We start from the raw sequence: 15896 nt of genomic DNA on the forward strand, positions 1-15896 counted from the left end.
GGTAACGTATCCTTGCGCGAAACAGCATTTTATTATTTTTATTACGCTTACTAGTGCAATTAGCACAAAAAAATAATACCGATGCTTAATTATAAGTAGGTCAGGACATGCTGAGAAATTCGCAGAAGATCATCCATGGAGGTTACTCAGTATTCATTAAATTAATTGATTTCTTCTCAATTAATTTAATTTTGATGCTGAGTGGTTGGTGGTTGAAAATGGAGTCTTTCGACACTGTGATTTTGATCAGCTTGTTGTACTCCATCTCGTTTTTACTGTTTGGTGAGTACACAGAGTGTTATCTGTATCGGCCTAAAAACAACAAATTACGCAACCAGCGGCGTCTTCTTCTGACGGCGTTTCTGGCCATTCTGTTTATCGGCATGGTGCGCCTTTTAGTCGCGAAATTATATTCTTTAGGTTATCTGAGCTTTATTGATGTGCGCAATATCCCGGCAATGCCGCTCTGGTATGCCTCGCCGATCCCTTTTCTTTACGTGAGCCGGCTGATTATCTTTAAGCTCTCGACTAAAAAACGTATCAGAGTGGCGATTATCGGTATCACCGATAACGGCCTGGCGGCGGAAAAGGCCCTGCGGCTGGAATATGCGGACGTGCAGCTGGAGCTGGCCTTCTATGATGAACGTGGCCCGGAGCGGCTGGGTGAACTGGCGAAAAGAATTACCAGTCCTTATAACGGGCCGGTGATCAAGCTGGTAGAGGAGGCGAAGGCGGGCAGAGTGGATGAAATCTACATCGCCCTGCCGATGGTGGCGCTGCAGCGTATACGCCATTTTTTAGCCATGATGTCTGATACCACTGTCAATACCTACATCGTGCCAGACTTTTACGCTTACAGTACCAATACATCGCAGATACGCTCTATCCATAACTTACAAACGATCGGTATTTTCACTTCGCCGCTGGATGGCGGAGGTTCGTTTATTAAACGCGCAGAAGATCTGGTGCTGGGCAGCGCGATTATGGTAATGATTATCTCGTTAATGATCGTCATTGCCATCGGCATCAAGCTCACCTCGCGCGGCCCGGTTTTCTTTAAACAGGATCGTTATGGTCTGAGCGGGCAGAAGATCAAAGTCTGGAAGTTTCGGACCATGAAAGTCATGGAAAATACCGACACGGTGATACAGGCGACACGAGATGACCCCCGGGTCACGCGCTTTGGAGCATTCTTACGTCGGACGTCTCTGGATGAACTGCCGCAGTTCATCAATGTTATTCAAGGAAATATGTCGATTGTCGGCCCGCGGCCTCATGCTGTGGCGCACAACGAGCTTTACCGTAAGCAGGTCGAAAACTACATGATTCGCCATAAAGTAAAGCCTGGGATCACAGGTTTAGCGCAAATTAATGGCTATCGTGGCGAAATTGATGCGCTATATAAAATGGAAAAGCGAGTCCAGTACGACATTGAATATATTCAGAACTGGTCCTTTTGGTTAGATATAAAAATCATCATTAAAACCATTTTTAAGGGATTTGTCGGTAAGAATGCATACTAAAATAATTATTATCGCTGGGATGATAGCGTCTCCGGTCGCGTTAGCAGAATTAACGCCAAAATCACACATCGGCTGGGCGGGCATCGACTTTCAGAGCAACGTCGCTGTGGATTATGGGCATAACGATAACGTGACTTTCCAGCCTCACGACAGCGACGAAAAAGGCTCCGACTTCCAGGGGCTCAAGCCGGTCCTGAGCATGAACGGGGAGCGGGGCCAGGATAAGTACCTGCTGATGTACTCCGGAGATTATCGCCACTACTCGAGCGATTCTGCGGATGATTATGACGATCACTTTTTTCGCTTTAAAGGCGACTGGCGTTTTGGGCTAATGCATGGCCTGACCCTGAATCTGGAAGATTCTCTTGGCCATGAGGAGCGCGGGCGCGGCGTGACGGAAGGCTTCCTGCCCGAACAGTTCCGGCAATTTGGCGTGAGGTCACCGTTAACCACCAATTTGTTCAACAGTGAGCTGCGCTATAGTTACGGTGCGCCAGATGGCCGTGGAAGGGCAGACCTGGCGTTGATGCATCGCAAGTGGACCTTCGGCAATACCGGCCAGGTTGAGAGCAAGAATGAGGATTTCGCACAGTATATCCGCGAACAGGAGTGGGACGAAAATACGCTGATTGCAGAAATTTTCGATCAATACACATCTAAGACGCGTTTTCGCTATAGTTTTATTACCAACCAGTTTCGCTATGGCCATGCGTCAGAAAAAGACAGTAATGAATACTATTTGCGTTATGGCATTCAGTCGCAGCTGACGGGCAAAACGAACGTTGATATGAACGTGTCGTGGCTTTATAAAACCTTTGAAAATAACCCTGGATCGAAGGATTTTAACGGGATTAACTGGGATATTCTGGGTGAATGGCGACCTCTCCAACAGTCGCTTTTTACCTTAAGAACATCCCAAAGTATTAAAGACCCTTCCGAAGCGGGAGGATATAATTTAGTCACGGAGTACGGCGTTTCATACAAACATTTTTGGATGAATAACCGGTTAACGACGTTGCTTGATTACGCATACATTACAGAAGACTACAAACATCAGGACAAGGACCGTCACGATAAGAATGGCGTGTTTTCATTTATTGTAGGTTATGACCTCACACCATCGATTAATTTTGGTGTGGAATATCATCTAGATACGCTTAAGTCTAATAAAGATACCGATACCTTTACCATCGGCCCTAACGACGATCGCGTGGTGACTGAAACGTTGGGCTACGATCAATCTTTGATTATGCTTACAGCTAAGGTTCAGATTTAAAATGAAAATAATGAAACTGTGCGCGTTTTTACTTCTCAGTGTCCTTTTTGCTGGCTGCAAATCACCGCAGCCGACGTTAAAGGACAATAGTGTGGTCGATACAGCAAATTATATACTGGGCTCAGGGGATATCGTCAACATTAACGTTGCCGGTCAACCTGACCTGACCATGAAAGTAGTACTTGATAATAGTGGGGCTATTAATTACCCCTATATTGGCAAGCTGGAATTAAAGGGCAAAACCGCCAGTCAGGTCGATGCAGAGATTACGCAACGCCTGCGTAATGGCTTTGTGCTTAATCCCATGGTGACCGTAAATATCGCCGAATTCCGTAAGTTCTATATCTCTGGTGAAGTTGAGAACCCCAATGGCTATTCCTATGAGCCGGGTATGACCGTGGAAAAAGCCATCGCGCTGGCGGGGGGTTATACCGACCGGGCAGACCGTACGGATCTCAGCATTCGTCAATCATCCTCCGGTGAGTTACTCGAAAATGTTGATGTTACCCACTCCGTTCTCCCGGGCGATCTCGTAATTATTGGCATAGGGTTCTTCTGACCATGAAACTATCAATAGTGGAAAATGGCAAAAAGCGAGAAAGCGCTATCGATATCGCCAGATTTGCCAGAGAAATTAAAAAGAACTCCTGGAAAATCGTTCTCTCCGGCGTGATTGCCGGGGCGATTGCCTGGCCATTAATGAGTTTGATGTCATCGAAGTATGTTTCCACTGCCACGGTACTGATTAAAGCTCAGCCGGACAATGTTTCACCTTTCCAGAAAGTGGAAGGCTATGACTCCACCCGTAACGGGTACTACGAAACGCAAAACGCGCTGATGCAATCGCGCGTGGTGCTTGAGCAAGCCATTCGCACGCTAAAACTCGATCAAAACCCGGCGTTTAACGGTGAGGGGTCTGGCAGTAGCGCAACGCCTGCAAATGAACAGCAGCGGGTTGATCATGCCCTGAAAACGCTGCAGAAGGATCTGACGATCAGCAACGTGCGTACGACCCATTTGTCTACCGTCTCCTATGAATCCACCTCGCCACAGCTGGCGGCGGATATCGCCAATGGCGTGGCGGAGTCGTTTATTAATTACACTCTTGCGCTCAAGCAGCAAAAAACAGCGAAGGCGAGAGAAGATAACCAGCAGAAGCTGCAGGAACTCCAGCAGCAAATGGTGCAGCAAAAGAGTGCGCTGGATAGCTATCTGGCAAAAGAGGGGCTGCTAACCTTCCGTGGCGTTGATGGCTTTGAAACGGAGCAGATGGGCATTATCACCAACCGCCTGGCAAACGCGACCGAGCGCCGGGTAGCGGCGGAGTCTGTTTATAACGAAATCCGCTCCGGTGGCTCGCGGGGGCAGGTCATTTCGCTGCCATCTATCTCAAATCACGCCCAGATCCAGGATTTACGCATTGCCCTGATCCAGGCCAACAGCGAGCTTTCCCAACTGGAGAAATCCTACGGTCCCCAGCATGACAAAGTGATCCAGGCCCGGGCGCGTATCAGTGCCATTCAGGCGCAAACGGCGATGACGCTCAGGGAGCAGGAGGCAGGAATACGCCAGACCTACGAGGCGGCGCTGGCGGACGAAAAAAATTACCAGAAGCAGCTGGAAGAGCAGAAAGCGAACTTCCAGAAGCTCTCCCTGAAGCGTGACGGCTACAACGATCTCAAGCTGGCGCTGGATAAAACGGAAGAGATGTACAAGATGGCCTATCAGCGCACGCAGGAGCTGGCACTACCCGGCTCTTATTCCGATGCGGATGCGGAGATCTACGATCCTGCCGTGCCCGCAGCGCAGCCGGCTAAACCGAACAAGCCGCTGCTGATGCTGATGATTGTGCTGCTGGTGATGCTCTTCTACGTGATGTACATCATGGTGAAAACGGCCACGGACAAGTCGGTGAACAGCCTGAGCCAGATGCAAAAGCGGCTGAATCTGATGCCGCTGGGTGAGATCCGCCGCTTCAAGGGGGTGGGAGGACGCAGCAAAATCCGCGATCTGATGATGAGCGATCCGCTGAATGCGGACGTTATTCACAGTATGCGCACCCAGATCATGCTCAGCAGCCATCCGCTGCAGGTGATTACCGTGACGTCGGCGGAGGGTGGAGAGGGACGGACGCTGCTGGCGAATCTGCTGGCGAGCTCCTTCAGCTTCGACCAGAAAACGCTGCTAATCGATATGGACTTCTTTAACAGCGACGGGCTGTCGGGCGAGCTGGGCTCACTGAAGGCGCCAGGCGTGGCAGAAGTGCTGCGCGGCGACAACGCGACCGACAACGTGCTGGTGAAGATCAACGATAATCTCGATTTCCTGCCGCGCGGCAATACGCCGGTCTCGGCGCTGCTGCTGCTGTCGCCTGAACGGTTAAAACCGCTGATTGATTCTCTGCGTAGCCGCTACCAGCGCATCATTGTCGATGTCGCCGCCGTAAATCAGAGCCAGGAAGTGCAGCTGGTTAACCAGGTAGCGGACGGCCTGATCTTTGTCCTCAAAGCGGGTCTGAACACCGCCGACACCACTGGACCGGCGATTGAGAAAGCGACCCACCACCACAATGTGATTATCGGCGGCGTGCTGAACCAGGTCGTGGATAAAAATCTGGAGAGTAAAGAGGGACTGCGTTCACTTAACTACCATACGCATGAACTGATGAATAACACAGGCCGGGCATGAGTCTTCTCAAGAGCGCCTCCACGATCGCAGGGTCATCAGTTATTTCACAGCTGATTGGTGCCCTGTCGATCTGGCTCATTTCGCATAAGTACGATCTTGGCGAAGTGGGGCTCTACGCGCTCAACTACAGTATTGCCCTGATTGGGGCGCAGGTCTGCACCTTTGCCTCGCAGCTGTTGATCCCCAGACAACAGGATGACGAGCTGGCTCAGAATGTGGTGTTTTGTCTCCTGCAAAGCCTGACCATCGCCATTCCTTATGCGGTGCTGACGGGCTGGCTGTTTCACCAGAATATGCTCTTTCTTTACCTGCTCACGCTCTCGAATACCTGGGTGCTGGTCGCCGAGAACCTGTCGCTGCGTACGGCAAACTTTCGCTTTCTGGTGGTGCAACGCATCTCCGTCTCGGTGGTGGTGGTGGTCTCCGTGCTGCTCACCCACCAGGTGATGGCGTTTTACTGGATGTGGGCGATCCTGATGATGGCGCTGACCAGCGCCTGCATTCTGCGGGCGTTTGATATTCGCACCGTCACCCTGCATCACCTGTGGCCCTCCAGTAACCTGGCGTTCCTGAAAAAAAATATCCACCACATTACCAAAGTGGGCAGTGCCGAAGTGCTGGCGATGGCTAATAACAACCTGCCGATTATGCTCATCAACTTCTGGTTCTCGGCCTTAACGGCGGGCTATTTCTCGGTGGTGAGCCGCTTCTGTCTGGCCCCGGTGGTGATTGTCGGCAATGCGGTGCGGAACACCATTTTCTCGAAATGGTCGATAGATTTCAGAAACAACGTCTTCAACTACGAAGAGTACACGAAGGTCCGTCTGCTGCTGTTGGTGCTGGGGGTGATCTGCACGCTGGGGGTCTTCATCTTCTACCCGATTGTGATGAATCTGGGCTTCAGCGAGGAGTGGATCGCCTCCGTGCCGACCTCGCGCTATATGCTGCCCTACCTCTTCCCGGCGCTGGCGGTCTGTCCGCTGACGGTGATTGAACTGATTTTCGGCTCGCACCGCTACTTCCTGCGGATCCAGCTTGAACAACTGGCGATTGTGGTTATCGCGTTCCTCGTTGTGCCCTATTTTTACAATGACTATGCGACCTCCATCATCTTATTTTCGATTCTGACGTTCATTCGCTACGCCTTCATCTACCTGAAGGTGAATAAGCGCGCCGACATTCTGAAAAACGGGTCAGTGGCATCATGAATCTTAATACCGGACATTACTTACAAACCTTCACCCTGCTGACCCTCATCTTCATCGGGCTGGTGCAGTACTTCACCGGTGAGTTGGCGGTGCTGTGGCTCCCCTTCTTCATGACGATGCTGATGGCCGGTTTCCTCGTGCTGCAAACCCGCCATGAACCCGTGCGGCTGGATGCGCAGGAAGCGATTGTTCTGACGCTTTATCTCTCGTTTATCGTGCTGGCGGGGATTTCGACCCTGTTCCAGGGCGGGGCGCTGATTACCCTTATCGGGTTTAAGAATGAGATTGCGCTCTCGCTGGTGATGCTCTGCCTTCTGCTGGGCTTCTGCCGGGAATCGCAGATCTATCAGGTGACGCGCGGCCTGTACTGGATTTTTTATATCCAGTTCCCGGTTGCGCTCTACCAGCTCCTCTTTGTGGTGCCGCAGCGCGTGGCGTTACACGGCGAAGAGGAAAAATGGGACTCCGTGGTGGGGACGTTCGGTGGTGACCCGATGGGTGGCGGCAACACCGCGGCGATGGGGCTGTTCTGTCTGCTGATCATGCTGCTGAAGGTCTCGGAGTATAAGCATGGGCTGACCAGCTTTAAAAACATGGCGTTGCATATCGCGCTGGGGTTTGTGATGTGCATTATTGGTGAAGTGAAATTCGTGATCCTGCTGTCGCCGTTGCTGCTGGGCTGGGTGTGGCTTATGCCCTCCTGGGTCAAAGAGGCGAGTCGGGTGAATTTAGCCGTGCTGCTCTCCATTCTGGTGGCGATGGTGTTGTTAATCGGGCTGGCCATTGTCATTCTCGCCTACAGCTATACCACCGCTTATGGCATCGATATGTCGGAGAACCCGTTCACGGTTTTCTTTGGTTCACTCAGCTATATTTTCGACCCGAATTTCATCTTGCCAGGCGGGGAGATCGGGCGTTTTACTACTCTGACGTTCTGGCTCCAGCATAACGACCTGTCGGGGCTGCCGGGCACGCTGTTCGGCTACGGGCTGAATGCCACCAACAGCGGTAGCTTCCTCTCGCCAGGTTTCCTGAATCAGGTCTATAACCTGATCCTCGACAGTACCGCCATGAGTATGCTGCTCTGGGAAGTGGGCGTGGTGGGCACGCTTATATTTATTGGGCTATTTGTTTATATACTGAAAGTGGTTCAGCCTGAACCTCTGTTATCCGTTGACCAAATTGATAAACAAGATCTCCAGCTTCTGAGCTTTGCACCGGCATTTAATGTTTTTGCCATCGCCTGTCTGCTTAGTCTGCCCTACAGTCAGATACTGATGATCGTGCCAATGCTGCAATTCTTATTCTATTTATCTTTAGGTTCCAGCTTGATTATCCGCCGGACCGTACGCCGTTATACGGGGCTCTATTGATGTACAAACCGTTTATTACCGTAAGTATTAAAACGTTTAACGAAGCCGAGTGTATTGAGAAAACCATCGACAGTATTCGCAGCCAGATCGTTGAGTATCCGCATAAAATTATCGTTGCCGACAGTCTTTCTACGGATAACACCCAGCAGCTGGCCAGCGATAAAGGGGTGATGGTGGTGTCGTTAACCGAACCGGCAGACCGCTGTTGCGGTGTCGGGCATCAGCTGGGCTACCTTCACAGCGAAGGGGAGTTCATTCTGCTGATGGATGGCGATATGGAGCTGGAGCCGGGCTTTATCGATCGGGCGGTGGCGTTTCTGCAGGAAAATCCTGGCTATGCTGGCGTGGCCGGCACGGTGGAGATGGACGACGCCTCAAACTATGAGTTTACCTCCCGCAAACAGCGCATCAATAAGATCTATCCGCTGGGCGACTGCGACCATTTAGGTGGTGGCGGCCTGTATCGCCTGTCGGCGATTGCCGACATCGGTTATCTGACCAACCGCAGCCTGCACGCCTATGAAGAGGCGGAGCTGGGCATTCGCCTGCTGACCGCGGGCTACAAACTGCATCGCCTGAACGTGCCCTATTTCCGCCATACCTCCTACACCATGCCGACCTTTAAAATGCTGCGCTATCGCTGGAAAAGCGGGTTTCATCAGGCGCCGGGAGAACTGCTGCGCAGCGCATGGGGCAAGCCCTGGTTTCGCGATGCGCTGATGCTGGTGAAAAACGAAGTGATTTTCGCAAGTTACATCTTTATCGTTCTGATTGTGTTCTTCACTTTCGACGTCAGCCTGATCGACATTGCGCTGCTGCCGTTGCTGGCCTTCATCCTGCTGAAAACCATTCGCAACCGCTCATTAAAAAACGGCCTCAACAGCGTGATTAATCTGGCGGTGCTCTCTGCCGGGCTGGTTAAAGGCCTTTTCCACCCCCTTCGCGATCCCAGGGTGCCACCGGGCAATAAAGTTATTCATGAGCAGGTAGAGTAATGAAAGTCTTACTGGTGAATAAGTTCTTCTTTATTAAAGGAGGAGCTGAAACGGTCTATTTTCAGGAACGTAACATGCTGAAAGAGGCCGGGGTGGAGGTAATTGATTTCTCAATGCAGCACGAGAAAAATTTTCCCTCTGACTATGCGGACTACTTCGTCACTAATGTGGATTACCACAAAGAGGGCGGCCTGCTGGCGGGGGCAAAAACCGCCATCAGCTTTATTCACAACCGGGAGGCGTGCAAAAAAATGGTGGCGCTGCTGCAACAGACGCGCCCGGAGATCGTCCATTTCCACAATATTTATCATCAGCTGACGCCTGCGCTGATTAAAGTCGCCCGGGATTTCGGCTGTAAGACGGTGCTAACCGCTCACGACTATAAAATTATGTGTCCCTCCTACTCTATGCTGCGTGACGGCAAGGTGTGTGATGCCTGCGTGACGGGCAGCGTGTTTAATGCGTTTCGCTATCGCTGCCAGGAGGGCTCGGCGGCGAAGAGTTTGCTGCTGTCCTTAGAAGCGACCTGGCAGTACATCGCGCAAAATTATCAGGCGCTGGATGTGATTGTCTCCCCGAGCGAATTTCTGCGTAACGAGCTGAGGCGCTCGCTGCCGGACTCCCGTATCGATGTCATCGTGAACGGTATTGACGATAGTCAGCAGCCGGAAGAGGGCCCGGACGAAGGCTATCTGCTCTACGTTGGCCGCCTGAGCCGTGAAAAAGGGGTGCCGACGCTGACCCAGGCGCATCAGCTTATGCGGAATAAAATGCCGTTAAAGGTGGTCGGCCACGGGCCGCTGTATGACGACATGGTAAAAACCTTCCCCCATGCGGAGTTCCTCGGCTATGTGCAGCAAGGGCTGGAGCTGGATGCGCTGATTAAACATGCCCGGGCGGTGGTGCTGCCTTCTGAATGTTATGAGAACTGCTCCATGGCGGTACTGGAGGCGATGTCGTTCGCCCGCCCGGTGGTGGGGGCCCGAATTGGCGGCATCCCGGAGCAGATACGACACGGTATTGAAGGATTGCTGTTTGAACCTGGCAACGCTCAGGATCTGGCCGATGCGCTGGACGAGATCGCGGAAATCCCGCAGCAGGCCCGGGAGATGGGGCAGAAAGGCCGCGAAAGACTTTGCCAGAAATACTCACTGCGTAAGCACATGGAGACGTTGCAGGCGCTCTACCGCGAGCTGCTCGACGGGCGATAACATGGCAAAAAAAATCACGGTGTTGGGTACCCGCGGCATCCCGGATGTCTTAGGCGGCGTCGAAACCCATTGTCAGAATCTCTACCCGGCTATCCGCCAGCAGTATGAGGTGGAGATTTGCGTCATTGCCCGGTCACCCTACGTACCCTACCGGCGCTCACGCTACAAAAACGTGGAGACCCTGGCGCTGTGGGCGCCCAAAAAACGCAGTTTTGAGGCCATTGTGCACTCTGTTATTGCTGCGTTGAGGACATTCGTCGATCGATCCGATATTGTTCATGTTCACGCCATCGGGCCGGGTCTCGTGGTGCCGCTGTTACGCCTGCTGGGTAAACGCGTAGTCTTTACCCATCACGGGCCGGATTACGATCGCCAGAAGTGGGGCAAGATGGCGAAAAAAATCCTGATGCTCGGCGAGAAAGTGGCGGTGAAGTATGCCCACGAAGTGATTGTGATCTCCGAGGTGATCAACCAGCTGATCCAGCAGAAATACCACCGTTATGATGCACATCTGATCTATAACGGGGTTAACGTGCCGGGCCCGCTGGATAAAGAGACGATCGATAAGATCCTCGGGCGCTACGAGCTGCAGCCCGAGCGCTATATCGTGATGGTCGGGCGCTTTGTGGAAGAGAAGGGGATGCATGATGCCATCGCCGCATACCAACAGTCGGGCCTGACGCTGCCGCTGGTGCTGGTGGGAGATGCGGATCATCCCTCGGAGTACAGTTTGCGTTTGAAACAGCTCGCGTTTGACACGCCTGGCGTGGTGATGACGGGGTTTTTAAAGGGCGAGGCGTTGCAGGTTGTCTTCTCTCAGGCGTCGCTCTTTGTGATGCCATCGTACCATGAGGGTTTACCCATTGCGCTGCTTGAGGCGATGTCCTATTCCCTGCCAGTGGTGGTGAGCGATATCCTGCCGAACCTCGAGGTCGGTTTGCCGGATGAAACCAGTTTTAAGCTGGGAAACGTTGCTGATTTAGCAGCAAAAATGGCAAGCCAGGCGCATTTGCCCCGCGTTGATTACGGCGATTTTCTGAAGCGTTACAACTGGGATGAAATCGCCAGGAAAACCGTCTCCATTTACCACAAATTAGACAAATCAATAGGTTAAAATTGACCAGTAAGCCCAGAAACCCGATCGTTATCGATCGTTTTTACGAAGTGCTTGATAAGAACGTGACCGCTCAGCTGACGCCTGAGCAAAAAGAGGAGATCGAGAGCGCGATCGTCTCGATCACCCTGGCGTCGCGGCACCGGATCGATATCCGTAAAAGTTTCCCTTTCTTCGGCAAACGCCTCTATATGGTGTTTTTACTGGGGCGGGATCTCCGCACGCGGTCGCGCCCGGAGTCAAAGCTGTCGCGTATCGTGGTCACTTTTCTCATTCTGTTTGCCACGCTGTTCCTGCTGTGTTGCGTGCTGCTGACGCTCTATATGATCAAATCAGCCCTGGGGATAGACCTGTTCCAGCACTTTCACGTCGGGATCTGGGACTGGTGGCTCAACTTGAAATATCAGTAATTAACAGGAGCCATATGGCCCCTGTTTACCCTGCCGGTAGTCAGGCGTTGTAGCCGTCGGGGTTGTTCTTCTGCCAGTTCCAGGCGTCGCGCATCATTTCATCTAAATTGCGCGTCGCCTGCCATCCGAGAAGCTGGCGCGCCAGCGATGAATCTGACCAGCACTCTGCCACATCGCCGGATCGCCTGCCAACGATGCGGTAATTGATTCTGGTCTGCGCCGCTTTTTCGAATGCTTTGATCAGGTCAATCACCGAATAACCGACGCCGGTACCGAGGTTGATGACCTTGAAAGCGTCCCCTTCGTCTTTATGATCCAACGCCGCCAGGTGGCCGTGGGCCAGGTCCATCACATGAATATAATCACGGATGCCCGTTCCATCAGGCGTGGGATAGTCATCGCCAAAGACGGTCAGACACGGCAGCTTGCCGATAGCGACCTGAGAAATATAGGGTACAAGATTATTGGGGATCCCGTTTGGATCTTCTCCCAGGCGTCCGGAAGGATGCGCCCCCACCGGATTAAAATAGCGCAGGCAAGTGATCCTGAATTGCGGTTGCGCCGCCGCGAAATCTCGCAAAATCTGCTCCACCATCAGCTTGGAAGTGCCGTATGGGTTAGTTGTACCGCCGGTAGGGGACTTTTCGCTTAAGGGAACGGTATCGGGATTGCCATAAACCGTGGCCGAGGAGCTGAAAATAAGGCTGGCGACACCCGCCTGCTGCATTTCCTGTAGAAGCACCATCGTCCCGGCCACATTATTTTCATAATAGGCGAGAGGATGTGCAATAGATTCAGATACCGATTTAAGGCCAGCGAAGTGAATGACGTCGGTGATGCTGTGTTGAGTGAAAAGGCTTTTTAAAGAGTCGCGATCCAGAATGTCAGCAATACAGACTATTGGCCGTTTGCCCGTTAATTCTGCGACCCGGATTAATGACTCCTGCGAGGCATTTGAAAGGTTATCAATGACAACGACCTCTTCTCCCCGCTCGAGTAATGCCAGTACCGTATGTGAACCAATATAGCCTGCACCGCCCGTAACCAGAATCGCCATATTAACGCCCTCAAAAAGCCAGCAGTGGCCCGCGCACTGACGTGGCGGAGCAGGGGAGCTCTTTTACAGTGTTTATCCTGTCACTCTGGTTAGATTAGTTCTGAATACCGCTATTGTCACTTAGCTAAAAAGACGCTTGCGGTGATTCACCATCACTTTATAGGCCAGCTTTTTAAGGGTGGAAAGTAGGCTGAAAGTCAGGTGTTTTGTATCGTAGACAATATAGTTATCGGTAAAGTTTAACGTGTGGATACCGTCACTGTTATTAATCGACGGGCTTATTTTACCGACCAATTTTTCTTCATATTTATGCGGCGTCAGATTGGTCAATTCCTTGATGAATATGGATTTTCCATAAAACCCAGCACTGCACTCCTGGGTAAAGAGGTAGGTTTTATCGTTGATCGAGTAGGGCTTTCCGGCGCCTCTGGCATGCATATTACAGATATCCAGGTCAGGAGAAATTTGCTGCCAGTCACCGAGAATAGCGTCTGAGGTGTGGATCACCAGCTCATTGTCCATGGTGGTGGAGGCCATGAAATTCACGCCATTCAGCTCAAAGATTACGTTATCCGTCACGGCCATATCGGAAACCAGGACTTTCACCTTTTCCCAGCGCGCGGGAAAATCAACCGACTGGAACAAAATGACCTCTTTCCGCTCTGCCGATTCCGGGATCATAAACAGTTTGCCGTCGAGTTCGAACAGGAAGGGAAAGGAGAGATGACATTTTAAGTCGTCAAACCCCTCGAGCTTAACGTCTTCTATCTCCTCCAGGTCTTTATTAAGGACACGGCAGCGCAGTACCCCCTTTGAGGTGAGGAAGGAGAAAGCTTCATAAAAAACATACAGCCGTTCACCTTTATCGATAATAAAAGGATCGGCCTGGAAAATATATTTTTTATCAAGCTGCCGTGCTTTTGCATTACAGAGAATATCCAGCGTGTTTTCCGGGAAAACATGCTGGCCGTGGCTGTTGATGACCATAATGTCCCAGGACTCATGGAAGAACAGCTTCTTGATTATTCTGTTATTTTTATTGAACATTTTACCATGGTACTCATGAGTAAATATGAATAAACTCAGAAATAAGCGGTGTCTTTAGTCCCAGAAGTATGAAAGGTGAATCATAACACTCGCTCTTCCCGCGCAGTAACATATCAACATTAGCCCAGCGTTTACGCATGGAAATAGTAATATTGGGTGAGTCCGGGAATATATCGTGTGAAATAAAATCTTCTCTGTTGGATGTAACACTCTGGGGAAAGGAGTATTTAATGTGCATTTACAAACTGCCACGCCGTAAAAATCGGTTGTTACTTCTGGTCGCCGGAGCACTGCTATTCCTTTCAAATGGCGCCTGGGCGGAGAGCGCAGACAGGTTACAAACGGTGAATCCGGCCGCCCTTAGCGGTCCTCTGGCAAACCCGGGAAACGGTGTTGCCCGTTTTCACGATCAGGACTTAAGCATTGCCGACTATCCGGCGACGGGTCTTGAGTATCGACGCTACTACTGGCGCGAAGTGGAACCGCGAGAAGGAGAGTACAATTTTGCGCTGGTGGATGAGGGGTTTGCTGCTGCGGCCGCGCATCAGCCGGCCATGAATGTCGGTCTGCGGTTTATGATCCTCGATGGGCCGGAGTCTGGCTCAGAGATCCCCCATTGGCTTATCGATAAAGGGATCAAAGGCACCTGGACGCCGGATCACAAAACCTTTGCCCCCGATCTGGACGATCCCTCCTATATGGATTACGCCCGTCGCCTGCTGCAGGCATTTGGCGCGCGCTATAACAATAACCCGGAACTGGCGTTCATTGATATCGGGATGGTCGGCGCATGGGGAGAGTGGCACAACAGCAATTTCCCGAACCTGCCGCCGTTACAGGAGCGCTATCCGCCCGCGCTGCTCAACCAATACGTTGATATGCATTTCAGCGCCTTTCCTGACACACCCAAAATCATGTTGATTAACGGCTATGATTCCGTGGCCTATGCGGCAAAAAAAGGGGCTGGCTGGCGGGCGGACTGCTGGGGAGACTGGCGTAACTTCAGCCCCACATGGAGCCACATGGCCAAAGATTACCCGGAACGTATCGCGGCGACGCAGTCAGCCTGGCCGGGGTTCAACGAGGCATGGAAAAAAGCGCCGGTCAGTCTGGAGATTTGCGGTCATATGGCGGAATGGCTGACCGAGCAGAAGTATACGCGCGAAGAGGTACAGGCCACCTTTGACTGGGCGCTGGCGCAGCATGCCAGCACCCTGAACATTAAATCTACCGAAATACCGAAGGTCTATCGCGATATCGTCGACAAGGCGCTGGCCAAAATAGGCTATCGCTTCCGGGTGGTATCGCTGACCCATCCGGCGAGCGTGCATGCAGGAGAGGCCCTGTCGCTCAATAGCCAATGGTCAAATGAGGGGGTGGCGCCCGTTTATCTGCGTTATACGCTGGCCTGGCGGCTGCAGGACAATCAGGGGAGCACGGTTGCCCAGGGCAGCGCCGGGGATGATATCCGTCAGTGGCTGCCGGGCAGGCACAGTTCGGCTTATCAGCTGGCTACCCCGCGTAACCTTGCGGCAGGACGCTATCAGTTGGATGTGGCATTGGTGGATAAACACAACAAAGCGCGTATTCAGCTGGCTAACGAGGGGAAACGCAATGATGGCTGGTACCGGCTGTCGACGGTGATGATTGAGTGAGGGGCGGTTTGGGTTAGCCAGAACACAGGAAAGCAAAAACCCGCCTTTTGGGCGGGTTCTTTAAAGAGTGGTGCCCGGACTCGGACTAACGCCGGAGGCGTTGAACAGCGCGCTTGTCGCGCTGGCCCCGAAGGGGTGAGCCGCTTGCGGCGAATAATCGAACGTAGTTCGATGAAGAGTCCGGCTCTCCAGAAAGCAAAAACCCGCCTTTTGGGCGGGTTCTTTAAAGAGTGGTGCCCGGACCCGGACTAACGCCGGAGGCGTTGAACAGCGCGCTTGTCGCGCTGGCCCCGAAGGGGTGAGCCGCTTGCGGCGAATAATCGAACGTAGTTCGATGAA

The 15896-nt window shown here is 52.2% G+C and carries 13 protein-coding genes; 11 read left to right on the forward strand and 2 right to left on the reverse strand.

All coding sequences use genetic code 11. The features are described 5' to 3' along the window. Nucleotides 1-107: 107 nt before the first annotated feature. The 10 genes from C2U54_RS06550 to C2U54_RS06595 are packed head-to-tail and all read left to right on the forward strand — an operon-like array spanning nucleotide 108 to nucleotide 11798. Nucleotides 108-1523: an undecaprenyl-phosphate glucose phosphotransferase gene (locus C2U54_RS06550; RefSeq protein WP_103177916.1), complete on the forward strand. Its 1416-nt coding sequence runs from the start codon at nucleotides 108-110 to the stop codon at nucleotides 1521-1523. Beyond that, nucleotides 1513-2799: an outer membrane beta-barrel protein gene (locus tag C2U54_RS06555; protein ID WP_103177917.1), complete on the forward strand. Its 1287-nt coding sequence runs from the start codon at nucleotides 1513-1515 to the stop codon at nucleotides 2797-2799. Before C2U54_RS06550 ends, C2U54_RS06555 begins: the two co-directional genes overlap by 11 nt. Before the next feature lies 1 nt (nucleotide 2800). Beyond that, complete coding sequence (locus C2U54_RS06560) at nucleotides 2801-3358, forward strand: polysaccharide biosynthesis/export family protein (RefSeq protein WP_103177918.1); 558 nt, start codon at nucleotides 2801-2803, stop codon at nucleotides 3356-3358. Between the two features lie 2 nt (nucleotides 3359-3360). After that, a complete protein-coding gene (locus C2U54_RS06565; protein WP_103177919.1) occupies nucleotides 3361-5487 on the forward strand; it encodes a GumC family protein in 2127 nt (708 codons plus the stop codon). Then, nucleotides 5484-6695: a lipopolysaccharide biosynthesis protein gene (locus tag C2U54_RS06570; RefSeq protein ID WP_103177920.1), complete on the forward strand. Its 1212-nt coding sequence runs from the start codon at nucleotides 5484-5486 to the stop codon at nucleotides 6693-6695. The genes C2U54_RS06565 and C2U54_RS06570 overlap by 4 nt, the downstream gene beginning before the upstream one ends. After that, nucleotides 6692-8068 carry a capsular biosynthesis protein gene (locus C2U54_RS06575; protein ID WP_103177921.1) on the forward strand — a complete coding sequence of 459 codons (1377 nt, stop codon included), beginning with the start codon at nucleotides 6692-6694 and terminating at the stop codon, nucleotides 8066-8068. The genes C2U54_RS06570 and C2U54_RS06575 overlap by 4 nt, the downstream gene beginning before the upstream one ends. Beyond that, complete coding sequence (locus C2U54_RS06580; protein WP_103177922.1) at nucleotides 8065-9063, forward strand: glycosyltransferase; 999 nt, start codon at nucleotides 8065-8067, stop codon at nucleotides 9061-9063. The genes C2U54_RS06575 and C2U54_RS06580 overlap by 4 nt, the downstream gene beginning before the upstream one ends. Beyond that, nucleotides 9063-10274, forward strand: a complete 1212-nt coding sequence (locus tag C2U54_RS06585; RefSeq protein ID WP_103177923.1) for a glycosyltransferase family 4 protein — start codon at nucleotides 9063-9065, stop codon at nucleotides 10272-10274. The genes C2U54_RS06580 and C2U54_RS06585 overlap by 1 nt, the downstream gene beginning before the upstream one ends. A gap of 1 nt (nucleotide 10275) precedes the next feature. Beyond that, nucleotides 10276-11388 carry a glycosyltransferase family 4 protein gene (locus tag C2U54_RS06590; RefSeq protein ID WP_103177924.1) on the forward strand — a complete coding sequence of 371 codons (1113 nt, stop codon included), beginning with the start codon at nucleotides 10276-10278 and terminating at the stop codon, nucleotides 11386-11388. Nucleotides 11389-11390: 2 nt separating this feature from the next. Continuing rightward, nucleotides 11391-11798, forward strand: a complete 408-nt coding sequence (locus C2U54_RS06595) for a hypothetical protein (RefSeq protein WP_103177925.1) — start codon at nucleotides 11391-11393, stop codon at nucleotides 11796-11798. Nucleotides 11799-11838: 40 nt separating this feature from the next. Here the strand turns inward: C2U54_RS06595 and galE are convergent, their stop codons facing one another. Both galE and C2U54_RS06605 read right to left on the reverse strand, forming a co-directional pair. Further along, nucleotides 11839-12855 carry a UDP-glucose 4-epimerase GalE gene (galE, locus tag C2U54_RS06600; RefSeq protein WP_103177926.1) on the reverse strand — a complete coding sequence of 339 codons (1017 nt, stop codon included), beginning with the start codon at nucleotides 12853-12855 and terminating at the stop codon, nucleotides 11839-11841. A 120-nt stretch (nucleotides 12856-12975) separates the two neighbouring features. Continuing rightward, nucleotides 12976-13902 (reverse strand): glucosamine inositolphosphorylceramide transferase family protein, encoded by a 927-nt coding sequence (locus C2U54_RS06605; RefSeq protein ID WP_103177927.1) that lies wholly within the window; start codon nucleotides 13900-13902, stop codon nucleotides 12976-12978. Between the two features lie 230 nt (nucleotides 13903-14132). Between C2U54_RS06605 and C2U54_RS06610 the strand changes: the two genes are divergently transcribed. Further along, complete coding sequence (locus tag C2U54_RS06610) at nucleotides 14133-15557, forward strand: DUF4832 domain-containing protein (RefSeq protein WP_103177928.1); 1425 nt, start codon at nucleotides 14133-14135, stop codon at nucleotides 15555-15557. Nucleotides 15558-15896 lie beyond the last annotated feature (339 nt).

Source organism: Leclercia sp. LSNIH1 (assembly GCF_002902985.1).
Classification (GTDB): Bacteria; Pseudomonadota; Gammaproteobacteria; order Enterobacterales; family Enterobacteriaceae; genus Enterobacter.

Coding starts and splice junctions, on each gene's coding strand:
- C2U54_RS06565 (WP_103177919.1), top strand. CDS start 3,361: ATGAAACTATCAATAGTGGAAAATGGCAAAAAGCGAGAAAGCGCTATC.
- C2U54_RS06555 (WP_103177917.1), top strand. CDS start 1,513: ATGCATACTAAAATAATTATTATCGCTGGGATGATAGCGTCTCCGGTC.
- C2U54_RS06605 (WP_103177927.1), bottom strand. CDS start 13,902: ATGTTCAATAAAAATAACAGAATAATCAAGAAGCTGTTCTTCCATGAG.
- C2U54_RS06590 (WP_103177924.1), top strand. CDS start 10,276: ATGGCAAAAAAAATCACGGTGTTGGGTACCCGCGGCATCCCGGATGTC.
- C2U54_RS06575 (WP_103177921.1), top strand. CDS start 6,692: ATGAATCTTAATACCGGACATTACTTACAAACCTTCACCCTGCTGACC.
- C2U54_RS06610 (WP_103177928.1), top strand. CDS start 14,133: ATGTGCATTTACAAACTGCCACGCCGTAAAAATCGGTTGTTACTTCTG.
- galE (WP_103177926.1), bottom strand. CDS start 12,855: ATGGCGATTCTGGTTACGGGCGGTGCAGGCTATATTGGTTCACATACG.
- C2U54_RS06570 (WP_103177920.1), top strand. CDS start 5,484: ATGAGTCTTCTCAAGAGCGCCTCCACGATCGCAGGGTCATCAGTTATT.
- C2U54_RS06560 (WP_103177918.1), top strand. CDS start 2,801: ATGAAAATAATGAAACTGTGCGCGTTTTTACTTCTCAGTGTCCTTTTT.
- C2U54_RS06585 (WP_103177923.1), top strand. CDS start 9,063: ATGAAAGTCTTACTGGTGAATAAGTTCTTCTTTATTAAAGGAGGAGCT.
- C2U54_RS06550 (WP_103177916.1), top strand. CDS start 108: ATGCTGAGAAATTCGCAGAAGATCATCCATGGAGGTTACTCAGTATTC.